The sequence below is a fragment of the Pseudomonas sp. SK3(2021) genome, assembly GCF_016772375.1.
Taxonomy (GTDB): domain Bacteria; phylum Pseudomonadota; class Gammaproteobacteria; order Pseudomonadales; family Pseudomonadaceae; genus Aquipseudomonas; species Aquipseudomonas chlororaphis_I.
The window spans coordinates 1109218-1128651 of the sequence record NZ_CP061943.1 but is presented as its reverse complement, the minus strand read 5'-3'; the positions used below and the strand labels follow the sequence as shown (position 1 = coordinate 1128651).

Genomic DNA, 19434 nt, shown 5'->3' with positions numbered 1-19434 from the left:
GGGCTTTTTGTTGCCTGTCGATTGGTTCAGGACTCCGGAGTACGAGCCCGGGCCTGCGCCGCCTTTGCCGCGCGCAGGCGCCGAACTTCTTTAGGATCGGCCAGCAGCGGACGGTAAATCTCGATGCGGTCGTGCGCCCGAACCACCTGCACCCCAGGGTTCGCAACCGCCTTGCCAAAGATCCCCAGCGGACAACTGTCCAGGTCCAGCTCTGGAAATTGCGCACCTATCCCGGAGCTTTTCACTGCCGCACGGACAGTAGTCCCCGGTGGCACCGCAACACAGAGCAATAGCTGCCGGTCGACCGCGGCATACACCACCTCGACTTCGATCATTGGCTCAAGCATGCAGTTGCTTGGCCCGCTGACAAAACGCATCGACCAGGGTATTGGCCGCCTGGTTGAACAGCGGCCCCAAGGTCGCGCGAACCAGTGGACCGGCGTAGTCGAACGACAAATCCAGGCTGATCTTGCAGGCCTTGTCACCCAACGGCTTGAAAACCCACACGCCGTGCAACTGATTGAACGGCCCCTCCTCCAGGCTCATCTCGATCGACTGGCCCGACACCAGGGTATTACGCGTCACGAAATACTGGCTGAGCCCGCCCTTGGCAACGGCCAGGCTGGCGCGCATCTGCACCTCGCTGCACTCCAGCACCTCGGCCGACGAACACCAGGGCAAAAACTCCGGGTAGCGCGCCACGTCATTGACCAGGTCGTACAAAAACTGCGCCGGATAAGGCAACAGGGCCGAGCGTTGAATATGTGTCGTCATGTCAGCGTCATTTCCACAACTGGGCGGCAAACACTATAAGAATGCCGATGGGCGCCACATAGCGCATCAAAAACAGGGTCAGGGCAAAAAGCAGCGGGCTGCGAATCGACAGTTCATCACGAACCGTCTCGCGCCCCATCATCCAACCCGCAAACACCACAAAGCAGAGGCCGCCCAAGGGCAACATGATCCGCGAGGTGAAGAAATCGATCACCCCAAAGAAATCCAGACCACTCGCCGCCCCCCATTGGTAGAGGTGGAAAGCCCCATCTTCGTTCACGAAAAACTTGGCCTGCTGCCAGATATTAAAGGAGAACACCGTTCCCAATCCGACGAACCAGCAGGTAAATGCCAGCCAGAATGTTACCCAGCCGCGGCGGATTCCTGTCCGCTCCACCAGGTAAGCCACCATCGGCTCCAACAGCGAAATGGCCGAACTCCAGGCGGCAATGGCCACCAGGACGAAAAACACCACACCCATCAACTGGCCGAACGCCACATTACCAAAGGCAAAAGGCAAACTGACAAACATCAGCCCCGGGCCTTCACTCGGGCTCAGCCCGGCGGCAAACACAATCGGGAACAGCGCCAGCCCCGCCAGCAGCGAAACGAAGGTATCCAGCAGCGCCACGCCGACAATAGTGCCGGAAATGGACGAATGCTTCGGCATATAGGCGCCATAGATCATGATGGAACCGACGCCGACGCTCAGGGAAAAGAACGCATGCCCCATGGCTGGCAACAGGCCGTCGAGCAGTTTGTCGGTGCTGAAGTCGAACATGAAATGCACGCCTTCCATGAAATGCCCGGTGGTCATGCTGTAACCCAGCAGGATCACCAGCATCACGAACAGCAGCGGCATCATGAGCCGCAGGCTGCGCTCAAGCCCAGCCACCACGCCCTTGGCGATGACCGCCGCCGACAACAGCATGAACAGCGTATGCCACAGCGTCAGCCGCCAAGGGTCGGCAATCACCTTGCCGAAATAGGCGCCGACCTGATCCGCCGTCGCGCCCTGGAAATCACCACGGCCCATATCGATGATGTAGTCCAGCGACCAACCGCCGACCACGCTGTAAAAGGAAAGAATCAACAGGGCCGTGATCATTCCAGCAAACGCGCCCCAGGACCATCGGGCCGAATGCCCGGTTTCAAGGGCGAGGGCTTTCAAGGCATGGGCAGGGCTTTGCCGCGCGCGGCGGCCGATCAGGGTTTCGGCGAGCATCACTGGCACGCCGATCAAGGCGATACAGGCCAGAAACTCCAGGACAAAGGCGCCACCACCGTAGACGCCAACCATATAGGGGAATTTCCAGATACTGCCCAGGCCCACGGCCGCACCGGTCGCAGCGAGGATGAACACCCAGCGACTGGCCCAGCCGCCGTGGACAGAAATCTTGTCCGTTGACATCAAAAACGCGCCCAACCGAGAAAAAAGAGCGCGCATTGTCCGGGATTCACTCAACCTGCTCAAGCGCGCCGCTTCACCGTAGCCGACACGCGTGCAACTGCCTATAATGCCGCCCCTATGGCTAAACAGAAGAAACACCCAACAGGGACCATCGCGCAAAATAAAAAGGCGCGTCACGATTACTTCATCGAACAACGGTTCGAGGCTGGCATGGTCCTGGCCGGCTGGGAAGTAAAGAGTCTGCGTGCAGGCAAGGCACAACTGGTCGACAGTTACGTGCTGCTCAAGGATGGCGAAGCCTGGCTGCTGGGCAGCCACTTCACGCCACTGACCACCGCCAGCACCCATGTGATCGCCGACCCCGTGCGCTCGCGCAAACTGCTGCTCAACAAGCGCGAGCTGGAGAAGCTGTTCGCGGCCGTGCAGCAGAAGGGTTATGCCTGCGTGTGCCTGTCGCTCTATTGGAGCAAGCACATGGTCAAGTGCGAGATCGCGCTCGGCAAGGGCAAGAAGGAATACGACAAGCGTCACACCGAACGCGAACGCGACTCCGATCGTGAGTTGCATCGCGCGGTGCGCAACAAGGGCAAGGAAGAGTAACGCTCCTCCATCTTGCTGCCATGATCGCGAGCGAGCTCGCTCCTACAGGGGCGAGCTTGAACTCGACGACTAAATCCCCTTGCGCCGTTCCGCCCGGGCCACGCGCTGCACTTCCTGACGTACCTCTTCCAGCACTTCCTGCACATACAGAATGTGCCGGCTGGAGACTTCGCGCGCCTGCTCGGCACGCCCTTCGATAATCGCCTGATACAGATCGCGGTGCTGGCTGATCAGCATGTCGCGGGTTTCGGTGCGTTGCTTGTACATGCCGCCGATGTTGGTCACCACGTTGCGCTTGAGCAGATCGAACAGCCCCCGAATGGTGTGCAGCAATACGGCGTTGTGGCTGGCCTCGGCAATTGCCAGGTGAAATTGCGCGTCCGCCGCACCCTCCTCTGCCCGGCTCGCATCGCCCGCCCGGGAATAGCAATCCTGCAACTCCTCGAAGGCCGCCGTGAGCCGTTCACGGTCCACATCGGTGGCACGCAACGCCGCGTAGTAGGCACATGAAGCTTCCAGGGTGTGACGAAACTCCAGCAAGTCACGCTGGGCTTCAGGGTTGCTTTCCAACAACTGCAGCAGCGGATCGCTGAAGGTCGAGCCCAGCGACTCCACCACATAGTTGCCGCCGCCCTGGCGACTGACCAGCAAGCCCTTGGCCGTGAGTTTCTGGATCGCCTCGCGCAACGAAGGCCGCGAGACACCGAACTGCTCCGCCAACGCACGCTCTGCCGGCAGGCGCTCACCGGACTTCAGCGTGCCCTCGAGGATCATCCCCTCGAGCCGCTCGACAATATCGTCAGACAAACGGCGCTGACGAATCTGATCAAACCCCATAACTCACTCTCCACGATCCCGACCGCGCGCCGGGCTCTCTATTCTGGCCTATCGGGGCTGCGCCAGCACCTATCAGAACGCACATCGGCAAGCGGATCAGAAGCCATCTGCACCGCACCTTCGACAAAAGTTTTAGGGCGGCAAATTGACACACCGCTCACAAGGCTTTTACCCTAGCCAACAGCGATTGTAAATTGGTCTTACCAATTAACCAAATACGCTGACCAGTGCCTGACCAACAACAATTAGGGGCCACCCCATATGCAAACCTGGCAACAGCTCTACAGCCCGCTCGGCAGCCTCGGCCTGTCCGCCCTCGCCGCCGTCATCCCGATCGTCTTCTTCTTCCTGGCTCTGGCCGTGTTCCGCCTCAAAGGACACGTCGCCGGCAGCATCACCCTGGCGTTGTCGATTCTGGTGGCGATCTTCGCCTTCCAGATGCCCGCCGACATGGCCCTCGCCGCCGCTGGCTATGGATTTGCCTACGGCCTGTGGCCCATCGCCTGGATCATCGTCGCCGCCGTATTCCTCTACAAACTGACGGTCAAGAGCGGCCAGTTCGAGGTCATCCGCAGCTCCGTGCTGTCGATCACCGACGACCAGCGCCTGCAGGTGCTGTTGATCGGTTTCTGCTTCGGGGCCTTCCTCGAAGGCGCCGCCGGTTTCGGCGCGCCGGTGGCCATTACCGCCGCGCTGCTGGTGGGCCTGGGCTTCAACCCGCTGTACGCCGCCGGCCTGTGCCTGATCGCCAACACCGCCCCGGTGGCCTTTGGCGCCCTGGGTATTCCGATCATCGTGGCGGGCCAGGTGACTGGCATCGACGCGTTCAAGATCGGCGCCATGACCGGTCGCCAACTGCCGCTGTTGTCGCTGTTCGTGCCGTTCTGGCTGGTGTTCATGATGGACGGCCTGCGCGGTGTCAAAGAGACCTGGCCCGCGGCGCTGGTGGCCGGCCTGAGCTTTGCCGTGACCCAGTACTTCACCTCGAACTTCATCGGCCCGGAACTGCCGGACATCACCTCGGCCCTGGCCAGCCTGATTGCCCTGACCCTGTTCCTCAAGGTCTGGCAACCCAAGCGCTCGTTCGCCGCGACCACCGCCAGCGTCGGCGCCGCTGCCGTGCAGGGCGGCGGTTTCGGCCAGCCGCGCACCACCCAGCCTTCGCCATACAGCTTCGGTGAAATCTTCAAGGCCTGGTCGCCGTTCCTGATCCTCACCGTGCTGGTCACTCTCTGGACCCTCAAGCCGTTCAAGGCGATGTTCGCCGCCGGCGGCTCGATGTACAGCTGGGTATTCAACTTCGCGATTCCGCACCTGGATCAACTGGTGATCAAGAGCGCGCCGATTGTCGCCACCCCAACGGCGATTCCAGCGGTGTTCAAGCTCGACCCGATTTCCGCGACCGGCACGGCGATTTTCTTCTCCGCGCTGATCTCGATGCTGGTGCTGAAGATCAATTTCAAAACTGGTCTGACCACTTTGAAAGAGACCTTCTACGAACTGCGTTGGCCGATCCTCTCCATCGGCATGGTGCTGGCCTTCGCCTTCGTCACCAACTATTCCGGCATGTCTTCGACCATGGCCCTGGTGCTGGCCGGCACCGGCGCGGCGTTCCCGTTCTTCTCGCCGTTCCTCGGCTGGCTGGGGGTGTTCCTGACCGGTTCGGACACTTCGTCCAACGCCCTGTTCAGCTCGCTGCAAGCCACCACCGCGCACCAGCTCGGCGTCAACGACACCCTGCTGGTAGCGGCCAACACCAGCGGCGGCGTGACCGGCAAGATGATCTCGCCACAATCGATCGCCGTGGCCTGCGCCGCCACCGGCCTGGTGGGCAAGGAATCGGACCTGTTCCGCTTTACCCTCAAGCACAGCCTATTCTTTGCCACCATTGTCGGCCTGATCACCCTGGCCCAGGCCTACTGGTTCACCGGCATGCTGGTGCATTAATACCGCGACACCGAAAGAACCGGCGCCGGAGCACGACTTCGGCGCCTGCAACTCACAACCCGGTCTGCAAGGCTGCTGAAAGCTTGTCCCTCTATATTCAGCAGACGCGGCAGACGGATAACCGGGACCACCCGGAGACACGCCTGATGAGCGAGCTTTTTTACAACGCCGTGCCTAACGCGACCCGTGTCGCACCGCCCTTGGCCGAACCGCGCCAGTACCCCAGCGAGAAACCGTCGCGGGTCTACCTGTTCGGCACCTGTGTGGTCGACCTGTTCTACCCCGAAGCCGGGATGGATGCGATCCACCTGCTCGAACGCGAAGGCATTCGCGTGGCGTACCCGCAAGGGCAAAGCTGCTGCGGACAACCGGCCTACACCTCGGGCTACACCGAGCAGGCGCGCACCGTGGCCCGCTCGCAACTGGCACTGTTCGCCGGCGACTATCCGGTGGTGGTGCCGTCGGGTTCCTGCGCGGGGATGATTCGCGAGCACTACGCGGACTTGTTCAAGGATGAGCCGCAAACCTTGAAACAGGTGCAGGCCCTGGCCGAACGCACCTACGAGCTGGCGGAGTTCCTGTTGCACGTGTGCAAGGTGCAGCTCAAGGACAGTGGCGAGCCGATCAAGGTGGCGCTGCACACCTCCTGCTCGGCACGGCGCGAGATGAACACCCACCTGCACGGTCGTGAGCTGCTGGCACAACTGGGCAACGTGGAGCGGGTAGAACACGACCACGAAAGTGAGTGCTGTGGCTTTGGCGGGACTTTCAGCGTCCGAATGCCGGACATCTCCGGTGCGATGGTCGCGGACAAGACCCATGCGCTGAAGGAATCCGGCGCCCACCAGGTGCTGAGTGCCGACTGCGGCTGCTTGATGAACATCAACGGCGCGCTGGAGAAACAACGGCAAGCGCTGCGCGGCCAACACCTGGCCAGCTTCCTCTGGCAGCGTACCGGAGGTGCCGCATGAGCGCCCCGGAGCTGATTCCGACGACCAACGTGTCGGACGACTTTCGCACCCGGGCCCACCAGGCCCTGGGTGACCGACAACTGCGAAACAACTTTCGCAGCGCCATGGATTCCCTCATGGCCAAACGTGCGGCGTCGTTCAGCGATGCCTTTGAGCGTGAACACCTGCGGGCCCTGGGCAATGCGATCAAGGCCCGGGCGTTATCCAAGCTGCCCGACCTGCTCGAGCAGCTTGAACAGAACCTGACCCGCAACGGTGTGACAGTGCACTGGGCGGAAACGGTGGACGAGGCCAATGGCATCGTCCTCTCGATCATCCGCGCTCACGAGGCGCGGCAAGTGATCAAGGGCAAATCGATGGTCAGCGAAGAGATGGAGATGAACCATGTCCTCGCTGAACAAGGCATTGAATGCCTTGAGTCGGACATGGGCGAGTTCATCGTCCAGCTCGACCACGAGAAGCCTTCACACATCATTATGCCGGCGATCCACAAGAATGCCGGTCAGGTCGCGTCCTTGTTCCACGACAAACTCGGCGTGGAGTACACCAAGGACGTTGACCAACTCATTCAGATCGGTCGCAGGGTCCTGCGGCAGAAATTCTTCGAAGCGGACATCGGCGTCTCCGGCGTCAACTTCGCCGTGGCCGAGACCGGCACCCTGCTGCTGGTGGAAAACGAAGGCAACGGCCGCATGTCCACCACCGTGCCGCCGGTGCACATTGCCGTCACCGGCATCGAGAAAGTCGTCGAGAACCTGCGCGACGTAGTGCCGCTGCTGTCGCTGCTGACCCGTTCGGCGCTGGGCCAGCCGATCACCACCTACGTCAACATGATCTCCGGCCCGCGCAAGGAGCATGAGCTCGACGGCCCACAGCAAGTGCACCTGGTGCTGCTCGACAACGGCCGCAGCCAGGCCTTCGCCGACAGTGAATTGCGCCAGACCCTGAACTGCATCCGCTGCGGCGCCTGCATGAACCATTGCCCGGTCTACACCCGCATCGGCGGCCACGCCTACGGCGAGGTCTACCCCGGCCCCATCGGCAAGATCATCACCCCGCACATGGTCGGCCTGGCCAAGGTGCCGGACCATCCGAGCGCCTCTTCGCTGTGTGGCGCCTGCGGCGAAGTGTGCCCGGTGAAGATCCCGATCCCGAGCCTGCTGCGCCGCCTGCGCGAAGAGAACGTCAAGGCCCCGGACAGCCCCCACCAAGTGATGCGCGGCCAGGGCAGCAAGTACTCGCGCAAGGAGCGTTTTATCTGGAACGCCTGGGCCCGGCTCAACAGTTCGCCGACCCTGTATCGCCTGTTCAGCCTGGCAGCCACCCGCCTGCGCGCGCTGACCCCGAGCAACGTCGGCCCCTGGACGCAAAACCACAGCGCACCGAAACCCGCCGCCCGGTCGCTGCACGACCTGGCCCGCGAGCATCTGGCCAAACAGGGAGAACGTCGATGAGCGCCAAACAGAACATCCTCGGCAAGCTGCGCAGCAGCCTGGCCGGCACCACGCCGATTGTGGATAACTTCGATGAGGCGCTGGTCACCGAGCCTTATACCTACCCCCCGGAACAGCGCATCCCGCAGCTGCGCAAGCAGATGGAAGCGGTGCATACCGAGATTCACCAGACCACCGGCCAGGACTGGCCGGCGCTGCTCGCCCGCCTGCTGGGCGAGCGCCAATTGCCGAGCCTGCTGATCGCACCGACCACGCCCCACGGCCAGCGCGTCAGCCAATACTGGGCCGAACATCCCGGGCTACCGACGCTGAAGGCCTACGATCGGCCGGTCGAGCAATGGAAAGCCGAGCTGTTCAACGACACCCCGGCCAGCCTCACCACCACCCTCGGTGCCATCGCCGCCACCGGCAGCCTGATCCTCTGGCCGACCCGCGAAGAACCGCGGCTGATGAGCCTGGTGCCGCCGGTGCATTTCGCCCTGCTCAAGGCCAGCGAGATCCGCGACAACTTCTATCAGGTCCAGCAGGAATACGCCTGGGCCCAGGGCATGCCGACCAACGCGCTGCTGGTGTCCGGCCCGTCGAAGACCGCCGATATCGAACAAGTGCTGGCCTACGGCGCCCACGGCCCGAAAGACCTGGTGGTGCTGATCCTGGAGGACCAATGAGTCTACCGGCGGCTTTTCTGCGTGATGCACAACGACTGATTCCCCAGGAGCGGCGTTTCGACGATCCGCTCTCGACCCTGGCCTTCGGCACCGATGCGAGTTTTTATCGACTGATTCCGCAGCTGGTGATCCGCGTCGAGTCCGAAGACGAAGTGGTGGCCCTGCTCAAGCTGGCCCAGCGCGACCGGGTGCCGATGACCTTCCGCGCCGCCGGCACCAGCCTGTCGGGACAGGCCATCAGCGACTCGGTATTGCTGGTGCTCGGCGATAACTGGAATGCCCGCGAGATCCGCGACCAGGGCCAACAGATCCGCCTGCAACCGGGGGTGATCGGCGCCCAGGCCAACGCCTGGCTGGCGCCGTTCGGGCGCAAGATCGGTCCCGACCCGGCCTCGATCAACGCCTGCAAGATCGGCGGCATAGTCGCCAACAACGCCAGCGGCATGTGCTGCGGCACCGCGCAAAACACCTACCACACCCTGGCCGGCCTGCGCCTGGTGCTGGCCGACGGCACCCGCCTGGACACCGAAGACGCCGCCAGCGTCGCGGCCTTTCGCGCCAGCCACGGCGAGCTGCTGGAGCGCCTAGCGACCCTCGGCCGCGAGACCCGCGCCAACAGCGAACTGGCGGCGAAGATCCGGCATAAGTACCGCCTGAAAAACACCACCGGCCTGTCCCTCAATGCCCTGGTGGATTTCGATGAGCCGCTGGACATCCTCAGCCATCTGCTGGTGGGCTCCGAAGGCACCCTCGGCTTTATCAGCGCGGTGACCTACGACACGGTCATCGACCACCCGCACAAGGCTTCGGCGCTGATCGTCTTCCCGGATGTGGAAACCTGTTGCAACGCGGTGACCGTGCTGAAGAACCAGCCGGTGTCCGCCGTGGAACTGCTGGACCGCCGCAGCCTGCGCTCGGTGCAGGACAAACCCGGGATGCCGGCGTTCGTCCGGCAACTGTCGGCCAATGCCTGCGCGCTGTTGATCGAATCCCGCGCCGCGTCTTCCGCACTGTTGCAGGAACAACTGGCGCAGATCATGGCGTCCCTCGCCACATTCCCGGTGGAGAAGCAGGTCGACTTCACCGAAGACCCGAAGGAAAACGCCAAGCTCTGGGCGATCCGCAAGGACACCTTCCCCGCCGTCGGCGCGGTGCGCAAGACCGGCACCACGGTGATCATCGAAGACGTGACCTTCCCGGTGGAACAGCTGGCCATCGGCGTCAATCGCCTGATCGCACTGTTCGACAAGCACAGCTACGACGAGGCGATCCTGTTCGGCCATGCGCTGGAGGGCAACCTGCATTTCGTCTTCACCCAGGGCTTCAACAGCGCCGAGGAAGTGGCGCGCTACCAGGCCTTCATGGATGACGTGGCGCAACTGGTGGCGGTGGAGTTCGGCGGCTCGCTCAAGGCCGAGCACGGCACCGGGCGCAACATGGCGCCCTTCGTCGAGCTGGAATGGGGCAGCGATGCCTACCAGTTGATGTGGCAACTCAAGCGCCTGCTCGACCCCAACGGCATCCTCAACCCGGACGTGGTGCTCAGCGCAGACCCACAGATCCACCTCAAGCACCTCAAGCCGCTGCCGGCGGCCGACGAGATTGTGGATAAGTGCATCGAATGCGGTTTCTGCGAACCGGTGTGCCCGTCCAAGGGGCTGACCCTGAGCCCGCGCCAACGCATTGTGATCTGGCGCGATATCCAGGCGCGCAAACGCGCCGGCGTCGACACCAGGGAACTGGAAGCGGCCTATCAATACCAGGGCCTCGACACCTGCGCCGCCACTGGCCTGTGCGCCCAGCGCTGCCCGGTGGGCATCAACACCGGCGAATTGGTGAAGAAACTGCGCAGCCAGCACGCCAGCCACGCCAAGGCCGCCGATTGGCTCGGCTCGCACTTCGCCGCCACCTTGCAGGGCGCGCGGTTCACCCTGCATGTGGCCAACGGTGCGCGGATGCTGTTGGGAGCGCCACGGTTGGCCAGGGTTTCGGCGACATTGACCAAACTGTCCAAGGGCCAGGTGCCGCAATGGACCAACGCCATGCCGCAGCCGGAGCGCGCCATTCGGTTCAGCCCGCCGATCAGCGACCGGCGGCCACGGGTGGTGTATCTGGCGGCTTGTGTGTCGCGGGTCATGGGCCCGGCGGCCGGGGACAAGGAGCAAAGCTCGCTCTACGACAAGACCCGCGGCCTGCTGGAAAAAGCCGGTTATCAGGTGGTGATTCCAGAGCATATCGAGAACCTGTGTTGCGGCCAGCCATTCGCCTCCAAGGGCTACGCGGAACAGGCCGAGCACAAGCGCCAGGAACTGCTCGGCGCCCTGCTCCACGCCAGCCGCGGCGGCCTCGACCCGATCTACTGCGACACCAGCCCCTGCACCCTGCGCCTGGTGCAGGACCTGGGCGACGTGCGCCTGGACCTGTACGACCCGGTGCGCTTCATCCGCACCCACCTGCTGGACAAGCTCGAATTCACCCCGCAGCAAGCGCCGGTCGCCGTGCACGTCACCTGCAGCACCCAGCACCTGGGCGAGAGCCAGGCGCTGATCGACCTGGCGCGGCGTTGCAGCCACAACGTGGTGATCCCGGAAGGCATCCACTGCTGCGGCTTCGCCGGCGACAAGGGCTTCACCACCCCGCAGCTCAACGCTCACGCCCTGCGCAGCCTCAAGGACGCGGTGCAGCATTGCAGCGAAGGCATCTCCACCAGCCGCACCTGTGAAATCGGCCTGAGCCAGCACGGCGGGATCGATTACCACGGGCTGGTGTACCTGGTGGACCGGGTGACCCGGGCTAAAACGGCCTGATCAACATGTGCCAACTGTAGGAGCGAGCTTGCTCGCGATGGACGTGAGAGCGCTGCATTTACCCAGTAAATACGCGCTACCGTTAACGACCATCGCGAGCAAGCTCGCTCCTACAGGTTGCCTTGACTCAGCGCTCCCCTTTTTCCCGGGTGTTCAGTGGTCGCGATGCGAGCAGAAAAACAGAACCCTGCCGACCCACCGCAGTCCACAGATCAAGCTTACGAAAACGCAAGCTTCCTGAAATTCGGCAATCCGTGCCGATGGCCAGCAACGCCTGGCCCTTCAGTTCAAGGAGACGCAGATGAAACGTTCTGTACTGTCAGGCCTGTTCGTCACCGCTTCGATCCTGGCTTCCCCCAGCTTCGCCGGGAACCAGGAAGACCTGTGCCAGATGAACCTGCAAACCATCCGCGATGCGCGGACCAGCATCCAGGCCGCGGACCTGCAAGCCAACATCGACGCCACCGTGCAACAAGCCCAGGCAGCCCAGGCGAAAAACACCGAGGAAGGCACCCAGGAATGCATCGCCCTGACCACCCGCGCGATCCAGAGCATCCAGAACAGCGCCAAGGGTGAGGGGGGTAGCTAACAGGACCTGCCTTCGGGATGGCCTTGCGGGCCATTTTGGCGTAGACTCTACAAACCTGCTGGTAATGCACAGCAGGTTCGGGGCCGTTTAGGATTCGACGCCGGTTGCGAAACTTTAGGTGCATGCCGAGTTGGTAACAGAACTCGTAAATCCACTGTTGCAACTTCCTATAGTTGCCAATGACGAAACCTACGGGGAATACGCTCTCGCTGCGTAAGCGGCGCTAGCCTTCCTTCTGGTACCTTCGGGTCCAGCAATCATCAGGGGATGTCTGTAAACCCGAAATGATTGTCATACAGAACAGAATCGCCGTGCAGTACGTTGTGGACGAAGCGGCTAAAACTTACACAACTCGCCCAAAGCACCCTGCCCGTCGGGTCGCTGAGGGTTAACTCAATAGACACGGCTACGCATGTAGTACCGACAGCGGAGTACTGGCGGACGGGGGTTCAAATCCCCCCGGCTCCACCAAACGAAGCAAAACAAAGCCCGCCTTGTGCGGGCTTTGTGCTTTCTGGCACTGCCGTTTCCGGCAGGGGTGCCATTGAGGTGTGACACTCCTGTGGGGCATCACTCGGCTCCCAATATGAAACGCAATCCTTCCTACCTCACACTGAATCGCCATGGCACCTTCTATTTCCGTATTGTGATTCCCCTCCCCCTGCCTAATCTACTCAATGGAAAGCGCGAGAATCAGGCGAAGTAGTACCTGATAATGTGGCGTTAAAGGAAACAGTCCTACGGAGGCTTTATGCCCGTTTCTAAGGAGATTAGATTGTGTATTGTTAGGTGCATGCCTCTCCTGAATTTGAGGTGGATATGACTAGTAAAGGGAAGAAGCTTAGTAACCCGTTCTCAACTGGAGGTGGCGGAGGCCATTTTGAATCACACGTACAGGCATCCTTTGTGGCTTTAATGCTGACTGGAGGGTACGCGCCATGTTTACCTTGCAGACCAATCAGCAAAATTAAACTCCAGGGAAAATTTTCTGGGTACAGCACCGACGATTTGATCATTTTTACGCAAGGGGTCGATGGTACAGACGGACACAAATTACTTGGCCAAGTAAAACACTCCATCACAATAACAGACGGGGATGCGGTGTTTGGTGAGGTGATTCAGTCCGCATGGACTGACTTCAACAATGAAGATCTTTTCAATAAGCGCAGCGACGTTATAGCTCTTATTACAGGTCCACTGAGTGCCACGGATACTGGGGATGTTCGGACAATCCTAGATTGGGCGAGGCATGCAGAAAATCCTAAAGAATTTTTTGAAAAGGTCGAGTTGGCACATTTTAGCAGCGCTACGAAGAGAGCAAAGCTGCAAGCATTTAAGTTGCATTTAAAGGCGGCTAATAACGATGTAGATTTAACGCCAGAGGAGACTTTCGAGTTTCTTCGCTGCTTTTATTTACTGGGTTATGACCTTGATATTAAAGCAGGAGTTACTCTTGCGCTACTTCATTCTCTAATAGGGTTGTACTCAACTGACAATGTTGAATCTACTTGGGCTAGGCTTGTAGGAGAAGTTCAATCGGCCAACCAAAATGCCGGAACCATCTTCGCTGATAATTTGCCAGAAGATCTTCTGCTAATATTCAGACAGCGGAAAATTGAGGAAATACCACCGTCATTGGCGGTCCCGCGCTCACCAAAGCCTGTTGCGCTCGTACAGGATCATGAGCAACTGGTCTCATTGACTGTGGCTGCTCTGCTTGGCGGATGGAATGAGAGTAATGAGTGTGATATTGAGGTGGTACGGGGGTTAGTCGATGGATTTTAATATCTGGATTGCCAATCTAAGATCCTTGGTTCAAGAGCAAGAAAATCCTTTACAAATATGCAACGGTCACTGGAAGGTTGTGGACCGGAAGGCGCTTTGGAAAAGCGTAGGTGGCAGGGTTTTTGATACTCATTTAGAAAAGCTAAGAGTTAGCTTTATAGAAGTTCTTTCAGAGATTGATCCTCAATTTGAGTTGAACGCTGAAGATCGTCCGTCTGCAATCATGTTTGGAAAGACCCTACGGTACTCGACAGATTTAAGGCGGGGGATGTCTGAAACATTGGCGCTTTTGGGCGCCGAAGGTGTAGCTCTCACCAACTGCTCTCAGCACAAGCCAGAGAACACTGCAGTTAATGTTGTTCATGATCTATTAGAACAGGCGGATTGGCGACTGTGGGGTAGTTTGAATGATGTGCTGCCAAATATCGCCGAGGCCGCCCCAAATGAGTTTCTGAATTGCGTAGAGAGTTCCTTGCAATGTCCGCAGGCTCCATTTGTAAAATTATTCTCTGAAGGAGTAGAAGGGTTTAATGGCAGGAATTACATGACAGGTCTTCTATGGGCTTTGGAAGCTCTGGGATGGTCTGAAGAGAATTTCATGCGCGTGGTTGTAATTTTGGCTGAATTAGCCTCAATCGACCCGGGTGGTAATCACGGCAACAGACCTGTAAATACCCTGAAAACAATGATTTTACCTTGGTTTCCTCAAACCATGGCTGGTGCTGAAAAAAGAATCGTTTCAGTAAAGGCGGTAAAAGCAGAGTTTCCAGAGATTGCATGGAGTATATTGAAAAGCTTGTTACCAAATCAACATCAGACGTCAACTGGTACATACAAACCTAGATGGCTCGAAGTGATTCCAGAAGGTTGGGAGCCAAAAATTTCTAGTCAAGAGTATCGAGATCAAGTTGCAGCGTATGCAGAAATAGCGGTCGAGATGTCCTTCGGTAATTTAGAACGACTCAAGGAACTAGTGAAAAACCTAGATAATCTGCCACAGCCGTCTTTCGATCGTTTTTTAGCTCATCTTTCCTCGGATGCTGTGCGGGGACTTTCAGAACCTGAACGTCTGACAATCTGGAGTACATTAACTGAATTTGTGGCAAAGCATCGCCGTTTCTCTGATGCGGAATGGTCTTTGAATGAAGAGACTGTATCCAAAATCGATGAGATTGCTGGCTACCTTGCTCCAACTAGTAAGGATATTTTGTATCGTCGACTTTTTAGTACAAAAGACTTCGATCTTTATGAAGAAAACGGCGATTGGGAGGGGCAGCGGAAAAATCTTGAGGAGCGAAGAAAGCAAGCAGTAAAAGAAATACTTAATGAGTATGGCATTGAAGGAGTTTTGAGGTTTTTAGAATATATTGAGGCTCCTAATTTGGTTGGATGGGCGTTAGGTGTTGTCGCTGGCACTGAAGCTGATGCGGAACTGCTCCCAGCTTTTCTAACGACCGAAAATGATAACTATAAAAAACTTATTGGTTCCTACATTTTGAGTAAAAACTTTTTAGGTAAGGAAGTCTGGATTGGGGGGCTCGACCGTCAAGCTTGGACTACTGAACAATCTTGCCAGTTTCTAATGTATTTACCCTTTGAGTCGACGACTTGGATTCTAGTAGAGCAATGGCTAGGGGGGGAAAGAGATAAATATTGGCAGGCTGTGCCCGTAAATCCTTATCCGACTGAAAGCGATTTATTAGTAGCTATTGATAATTTGCTAAGAGTGTCTCGCCCTCAACAAGCTATAGAGTGCCTTAGTGCCATGCTTCACAAGCAGCTTCCATTTGATAGTAAACGAACAGCCGCTGCCCTCATTGGGGCAGTCAAGGAAGACTCATCAAGTGGTATGGATTCGTACAATGTGGCAGAGCTTATCAAAGCGTTGCAGAGTGATCCTGCAACAGACCCTGATGATCTGTTTCGTGTTGAGTGGGCTTACCTGCCAATGCTTGGTGCTTATAGTGAGGCAAAACCAAAGCTGCTTCAGGAAAAGTTAGCTACCCAACCGAATTTTTTCTGTGAATTGATTCGCCTTATATATAGATCTAAAAAAGATCAGAGCGATGATATCGAGGAACTGACGGAGCAAGCGAAAGCCATTGCCACTAATGCGTGGCGCCTTCTAAATGAGTGGGAATGGCCTCCAGGCTTACAAGTCGATAATAGTTTTTCCACTGCTGAGTTTGATAGCTGGTTTAGTATCGTTAAAGAACAATGTACTGAGTCGGGACATTTTGAAGTGGCAATGGTGAAGCTTGGTGAAGTTTTGTTTTACTGTCCCGCCGACACCAATGGGCTTTGGATAGTAGAGAGTGTTGCTAAGGTTTTGAACTCTCGGGATGGAGAGTCAATCAGAAGTGGTTTTTGTACGGAGATCTTTAACTCCAGAGGAGCTCATTGGGTTGACCCAACTGGTAGTCCAGAGAGAGAGTTGGCTAATCAGTGGCGCGAGAAAGCAAATGCTGTGGAAAATGCAGGATACCCTCGGTTTGCCGCATCACTTCGGGAGCTTGCAGGTTCATATGATCGACACGCAGAACGAATTATAAAACAGCAGGAGGAAAGGTCGTAATTTCAAACAAGGGGCTTTTTATAGCCCCTAACGGACCGATACTAGCCACGGAGCCATTTCTTTTTTATTCCAACCACCCTCTATTTCTTCCTATACATTTCAACGTCGCTCTGAGCTTTAAAATCAGTTTCATTACCGGGCCTGTATCTGCAGTAGTCTATGTTCCACCTTCGCTCTTCCGTGAGGCGCTCGACTCGTCTGATCTCTCCATCATTGGCGCGGACATTGTAGAATCTCACCTGAAAGATCGGATGTTTATTAATTAACGAAATCATCTCAATGCCACCATCTTCCAGTGTGTCGTAGTAACCGACACAGAATATGACCAATAACATTATTGCTGCTGCGATCATTACTTTTTCAGAGCCGATGGAGGCATTAGTTTTTTGGATCCGATATTTCTGACCAATTCCATCCCGATATTCCCGGAGGTATATCTCTCCTCCCGCGTTGTCAGGTTTTCCAACAGGACAATGTCGATCAGGCCGGTGTTGAACTTCAAAAAACTTAAGCCTTGTAGACAGATGTCTCGCCCTTCGAATATGACCGAAGCGAGCAGTAGGGGGCGCCTAGAAAATCAGGACCTATTCAACACGATCGAAATACACCAAAACACACAGCGGACGATGTTCAGAACAATTTACTAGGGATCTTTCGTACACACAAAACAGACTCTTCTTACATCCTTAAAGCCCTTGATGAACTGCCGCAATTAAAACCCTTGAGATAGCCTTCAATAATCGCGAATACCAGCGATCGGCTTTGACAGGCCAAAAAAGTGTAACCTTCCGCACCGCCCCAAAAGACGGCATGCTTTCGCACGCGCAGTTCTCTATGGCGGCTGTGCGTGGGGCATCCTTGGATGCGCCGGGTTCCTACACTTCCGGTCTGTCAACCCGCGTACAGCTGCCACCCAATCCTGTTTGACAGCAGGGAGTGGCCGCTTCTTTCGACAGTGTAGGAGCTTGACCATGAAGAAAATCACGCCCAATCCGCCCTGCCCCAGCGCCTCCGATTTTTTCGCGAGCCTCGTGTTTTCAGAACCTTCAAAACTGGACGCCATCAGCAAGCCAATGCTCGACGTTAAGCCCGCGACGCAGGAGGGAGGCCAGCATTCACTCTTTGTCCTGGCACCCAACATCGATACGGAAACGCTGCTGGTGCATACCCGCGAGAACCTTGCCTCGCTCAATGCGCTGAGCGACGACCTGATCGCCGAGCTGGGAGGCCAGCAGCGCAGCAAAGCTCTGGCAATCCAACAGTTCGTCATGCTGAGCGAGTTGCTGATAAACAGGGCTCTCGAACAGGTTGCCCCGTCTCATTCAACACCAGCTCATGCAGCCTGAATGGAGAAGACGCCATGGTCCGCTACATGCCCATTACTGGCCTGGACTGCACGATCCCAGCCTTGCTTATCGACACGGAAGCTCCTCTGGACGTGCTGCATGAAAACGCAGCCTATCGCATCCGTTGCGCCACCCAACTGCTAGAGCAACTGGCGACAGACAACACTCTGCAAAGCAACGCCGCCACCGTGAGCGAACTGGCGCAGTTGTTAGTGATCCCCCTGCGCGATGGTTGTGACCTGCTGGATATCATCGGGCGACGTTTACAAGCCGAGGCTCTCTCGACGTAAGTAAATAGGGCGGCTTCCGAGCCGCCCGCTTTCATCAAGACCGCATCCAGTTTCTCCCCCCACACTTATCGCCCTCAAAAAAGCACCTCCAACTCCACCCCCTCCGCCATCGCCCTATTCCCCGCATCCCCCGGATGCAGGTGATCGCCCGAATCCACAAACGGCAACAACCGAGTTGGATGCCGCGGATCACGAGTCATCTGGTCAAAGTCGATCACCGCATCGAATGCCTGCCCTGTGCGTATCCATTGGTTGAGCGCCTGGCGCAGTTGTTCCTTTGGGGCGCTGTGGTAGTGCTCGATGCTGCTGCCCTGCAGGGCGCCTTCGAAGGGCAGCAGCGTGGTGCCAATGATGCGCACGTTGTGGCGGTGCGCCTGGTCGATCAGTTGTCGATAACCGGCGATCAGCTTGTCCAACGACGGCAACGGTGTGTTCGGCGCGAAGGCGGTGCCGGGCCAGCTGATGTCGTTGATCCCCAGCATCAGCACCACGCTTTTCACTCCGGGCTTGCTCAGCACGTCGCGCTCGAACCGCTTCAGCGCACTGTTGCCCATGCCGTCTTCGAGCAGGCGGGCGCCGGATATGCCGCCGTTGAGCACCGCGATGTTCTCGGCGGCCAGGCGCTGGGCGAGGAAGTCGGGCCAGCGTCGGTTGCGGTCCAGGGTCGAGCCGTTGCCGTCGGTGATGGAGTCGCCGAGTACCACCAGGGCACGGCTGTCGCGGGGAGCGGCCACCAGGATGTCGCTGAGGAACAGCCGCGCCTCCAGCTGTTCCTTGCCTGCCAGCCGCGGCGCATCGACCTGGTTGCCCGGGCTGATAAACGCGGTTTGCTTGCCGTCCCAGTGGAAGGTGGCCAGCGGCGTGCGCTGTGGCAGATACAGCGAGACCAGCAGGTCGCCGAGGGCCGGCACGGCCAGCGTTACCGGGTCGCTGGTCCGGGTTTCACCCGGCGCGAGGCTGACCTGTTCTTCGCCGCCAAACCTGAGGATTTGCCCGGAGCCGTCGGGAACGGACTCACCCTCCTCCATGGCCGCGACCCGCGCCGCGCCAATCAGCAGCGGCTGCTTGCCGTATTCGTTGGAGACCACCACCCGTACCTGGCTGCCACCCACGCTGACGCGCAGCGTCTGGTGGATAGTGCTGTCGGCCAGGGCCTCGGGAATTCGCGTGGGCAGCGGCAACTCGTTGCCCCAGGTCGGTTGCGGGCTGGCCATCCAGGTGGTGAGCCAGTTGTCCTGGGCCAGGGCAGGACCTGCGGCCAGCAGGGCGGTGACGATCAGCGGCAGGGAAAATCGCGCGGGCAGGGCTTTCATCCGGGTAGCTCCTTGAGGCAGTGAGGCTGAGGCGAGCCAGATTGCTCCATTCGAAATAACCGTGATA

Annotated in this window: 16 protein-coding genes and 1 other RNA gene; 12 read left to right on the top strand and 5 right to left on the bottom strand. The window is 58.4% G+C overall.

Annotation, left to right across the window (positions count from 1 at the left end; translation table 11 throughout):
• Positions 1-26: 26 nt before the first annotated feature.
• The 3 genes from IF690_RS04985 to IF690_RS04975 are packed head-to-tail and all read right to left on the bottom strand — an operon-like array spanning position 27 to position 2185.
• Complete coding sequence (locus IF690_RS04985) at positions 27-347, bottom strand: RnfH family protein (RefSeq protein WP_202699075.1); 321 nt, start codon at positions 345-347, stop codon at positions 27-29.
• Positions 340-774 carry a type II toxin-antitoxin system RatA family toxin gene (locus IF690_RS04980; RefSeq protein WP_202699074.1) on the bottom strand — a complete coding sequence of 145 codons (435 nt, stop codon included), beginning with the start codon at positions 772-774 and terminating at the stop codon, positions 340-342. The genes IF690_RS04985 and IF690_RS04980 overlap by 8 nt, the downstream gene beginning before the upstream one ends.
• A gap of 7 nt (positions 775-781) precedes the next feature.
• Positions 782-2185, bottom strand: coding sequence for a sodium-dependent transporter (locus IF690_RS04975; RefSeq protein WP_202701302.1), 1404 nt, complete (start codon positions 2183-2185; stop codon positions 782-784).
• A gap of 117 nt (positions 2186-2302) precedes the next feature.
• Here IF690_RS04975 and smpB point away from each other — a divergent pair, with 117 nt between their 5' ends.
• Entirely contained in the window at positions 2303-2785 is a 483-nt protein-coding gene (smpB, locus tag IF690_RS04970; protein WP_023969538.1) for an SsrA-binding protein SmpB, read from the top strand.
• Positions 2786-2854: 69 nt separating this feature from the next.
• On the opposite strand, the gene IF690_RS04965 is transcribed toward smpB, so the two are convergent.
• Positions 2855-3622, bottom strand: coding sequence for an FCD domain-containing protein (locus IF690_RS04965; protein ID WP_009046918.1), 768 nt, complete (start codon positions 3620-3622; stop codon positions 2855-2857).
• A gap of 261 nt (positions 3623-3883) precedes the next feature.
• On the opposite strand from IF690_RS04965, the gene IF690_RS04960 reads away from it, so the two are divergent.
• The 11 genes from IF690_RS04960 to IF690_RS04910 all read left to right on the top strand — a co-directional run bounded on the left by IF690_RS04960 (position 3884) and on the right by IF690_RS04910 (position 18054).
• Positions 3884-5569, top strand: a complete 1686-nt coding sequence (locus IF690_RS04960) for a lactate permease LctP family transporter (RefSeq protein ID WP_202699073.1) — start codon at positions 3884-3886, stop codon at positions 5567-5569.
• Positions 5570-5715: 146 nt separating this feature from the next.
• Complete coding sequence (locus IF690_RS04955; protein WP_202699072.1) at positions 5716-6540, top strand: (Fe-S)-binding protein; 825 nt, start codon at positions 5716-5718, stop codon at positions 6538-6540.
• Positions 6537-7994 carry a LutB/LldF family L-lactate oxidation iron-sulfur protein gene (locus IF690_RS04950; protein ID WP_023969534.1) on the top strand — a complete coding sequence of 486 codons (1458 nt, stop codon included), beginning with the start codon at positions 6537-6539 and terminating at the stop codon, positions 7992-7994. Before IF690_RS04955 ends, IF690_RS04950 begins: the two co-directional genes overlap by 4 nt.
• On the top strand, positions 7991-8662 hold the full coding sequence (locus IF690_RS04945; RefSeq protein ID WP_202699071.1) for a LutC/YkgG family protein: 672 nt from the start codon (positions 7991-7993) through the stop codon (positions 8660-8662). Before IF690_RS04950 ends, IF690_RS04945 begins: the two co-directional genes overlap by 4 nt.
• On the top strand, positions 8659-11469 hold the full coding sequence (locus tag IF690_RS04940) for an FAD-binding and (Fe-S)-binding domain-containing protein (protein WP_202699070.1): 2811 nt from the start codon (positions 8659-8661) through the stop codon (positions 11467-11469). The genes IF690_RS04945 and IF690_RS04940 overlap by 4 nt, the downstream gene beginning before the upstream one ends.
• Before the next feature lie 301 nt (positions 11470-11770).
• Positions 11771-12058, top strand: a complete 288-nt coding sequence (locus IF690_RS04935; protein WP_202699069.1) for a PA2433 domain-containing protein — start codon at positions 11771-11773, stop codon at positions 12056-12058.
• A gap of 79 nt (positions 12059-12137) precedes the next feature.
• Positions 12138-12529, top strand: a transfer-messenger RNA (tmRNA) gene (gene ssrA, locus IF690_RS04930).
• 348 nt (positions 12530-12877) lie between these two features.
• Positions 12878-13843 carry a hypothetical protein gene (locus IF690_RS04925; protein WP_202699068.1) on the top strand — a complete coding sequence of 322 codons (966 nt, stop codon included), beginning with the start codon at positions 12878-12880 and terminating at the stop codon, positions 13841-13843.
• Positions 13833-16418, top strand: coding sequence for a hypothetical protein (locus IF690_RS04920; protein WP_202699067.1), 2586 nt, complete (start codon positions 13833-13835; stop codon positions 16416-16418). The genes IF690_RS04925 and IF690_RS04920 overlap by 11 nt, the downstream gene beginning before the upstream one ends.
• 971 nt (positions 16419-17389) lie before the next feature.
• A complete protein-coding gene (locus IF690_RS04915) occupies positions 17390-17764 on the top strand; it encodes a DUF6124 family protein (RefSeq protein ID WP_202699066.1) in 375 nt (124 codons plus the stop codon).
• Between the two features lie 14 nt (positions 17765-17778).
• The gene (locus IF690_RS04910) at positions 17779-18054 is read left to right on the top strand and encodes a hypothetical protein (RefSeq protein WP_202699065.1); all 276 of its coding nucleotides are present in this window, start codon (positions 17779-17781) and stop codon (positions 18052-18054) included.
• Positions 18055-18128: 74 nt separating this feature from the next.
• Here IF690_RS04910 and IF690_RS04905 read toward each other — a convergent pair whose 3' ends face one another.
• The gene (locus tag IF690_RS04905; protein ID WP_202699064.1) at positions 18129-19367 is read right to left on the bottom strand and encodes an SGNH/GDSL hydrolase family protein; all 1239 of its coding nucleotides are present in this window, start codon (positions 19365-19367) and stop codon (positions 18129-18131) included.
• Positions 19368-19434 lie beyond the last annotated feature (67 nt).

What these genes read in the sequence shown, in the direction of transcription:
- IF690_RS04945 (WP_202699071.1), top strand. Translation starts at nt 7,991, where the DNA reads ATGAGCGCCAAACAGAACATCCTCGGCAAGCTGCGCAGCAGCCTGGCC.
- IF690_RS04955 (WP_202699072.1), top strand. Translation starts at nt 5,716, where the DNA reads ATGAGCGAGCTTTTTTACAACGCCGTGCCTAACGCGACCCGTGTCGCA.
- IF690_RS04980 (WP_202699074.1), bottom strand. Translation starts at nt 774, where the DNA reads ATGACGACACATATTCAACGCTCGGCCCTGTTGCCTTATCCGGCGCAG.
- IF690_RS04915 (WP_202699066.1), top strand. Translation starts at nt 17,390, where the DNA reads ATGAAGAAAATCACGCCCAATCCGCCCTGCCCCAGCGCCTCCGATTTT.
- IF690_RS04940 (WP_202699070.1), top strand. Translation starts at nt 8,659, where the DNA reads ATGAGTCTACCGGCGGCTTTTCTGCGTGATGCACAACGACTGATTCCC.
- IF690_RS04985 (WP_202699075.1), bottom strand. Translation starts at nt 347, where the DNA reads ATGCTTGAGCCAATGATCGAAGTCGAGGTGGTGTATGCCGCGGTCGAC.
- smpB (WP_023969538.1), top strand. Translation starts at nt 2,303, where the DNA reads ATGGCTAAACAGAAGAAACACCCAACAGGGACCATCGCGCAAAATAAA.
- IF690_RS04960 (WP_202699073.1), top strand. Translation starts at nt 3,884, where the DNA reads ATGCAAACCTGGCAACAGCTCTACAGCCCGCTCGGCAGCCTCGGCCTG.
- IF690_RS04920 (WP_202699067.1), top strand. Translation starts at nt 13,833, where the DNA reads ATGGATTTTAATATCTGGATTGCCAATCTAAGATCCTTGGTTCAAGAG.
- IF690_RS04910 (WP_202699065.1), top strand. Translation starts at nt 17,779, where the DNA reads ATGGTCCGCTACATGCCCATTACTGGCCTGGACTGCACGATCCCAGCC.
- IF690_RS04975 (WP_202701302.1), bottom strand. Translation starts at nt 2,185, where the DNA reads ATGTCAACGGACAAGATTTCTGTCCACGGCGGCTGGGCCAGTCGCTGG.
- IF690_RS04905 (WP_202699064.1), bottom strand. Translation starts at nt 19,367, where the DNA reads ATGAAAGCCCTGCCCGCGCGATTTTCCCTGCCGCTGATCGTCACCGCC.
- IF690_RS04950 (WP_023969534.1), top strand. Translation starts at nt 6,537, where the DNA reads ATGAGCGCCCCGGAGCTGATTCCGACGACCAACGTGTCGGACGACTTT.
- IF690_RS04925 (WP_202699068.1), top strand. Translation starts at nt 12,878, where the DNA reads ATGACTAGTAAAGGGAAGAAGCTTAGTAACCCGTTCTCAACTGGAGGT.
- IF690_RS04935 (WP_202699069.1), top strand. Translation starts at nt 11,771, where the DNA reads ATGAAACGTTCTGTACTGTCAGGCCTGTTCGTCACCGCTTCGATCCTG.
- IF690_RS04965 (WP_009046918.1), bottom strand. Translation starts at nt 3,622, where the DNA reads ATGGGGTTTGATCAGATTCGTCAGCGCCGTTTGTCTGACGATATTGTC.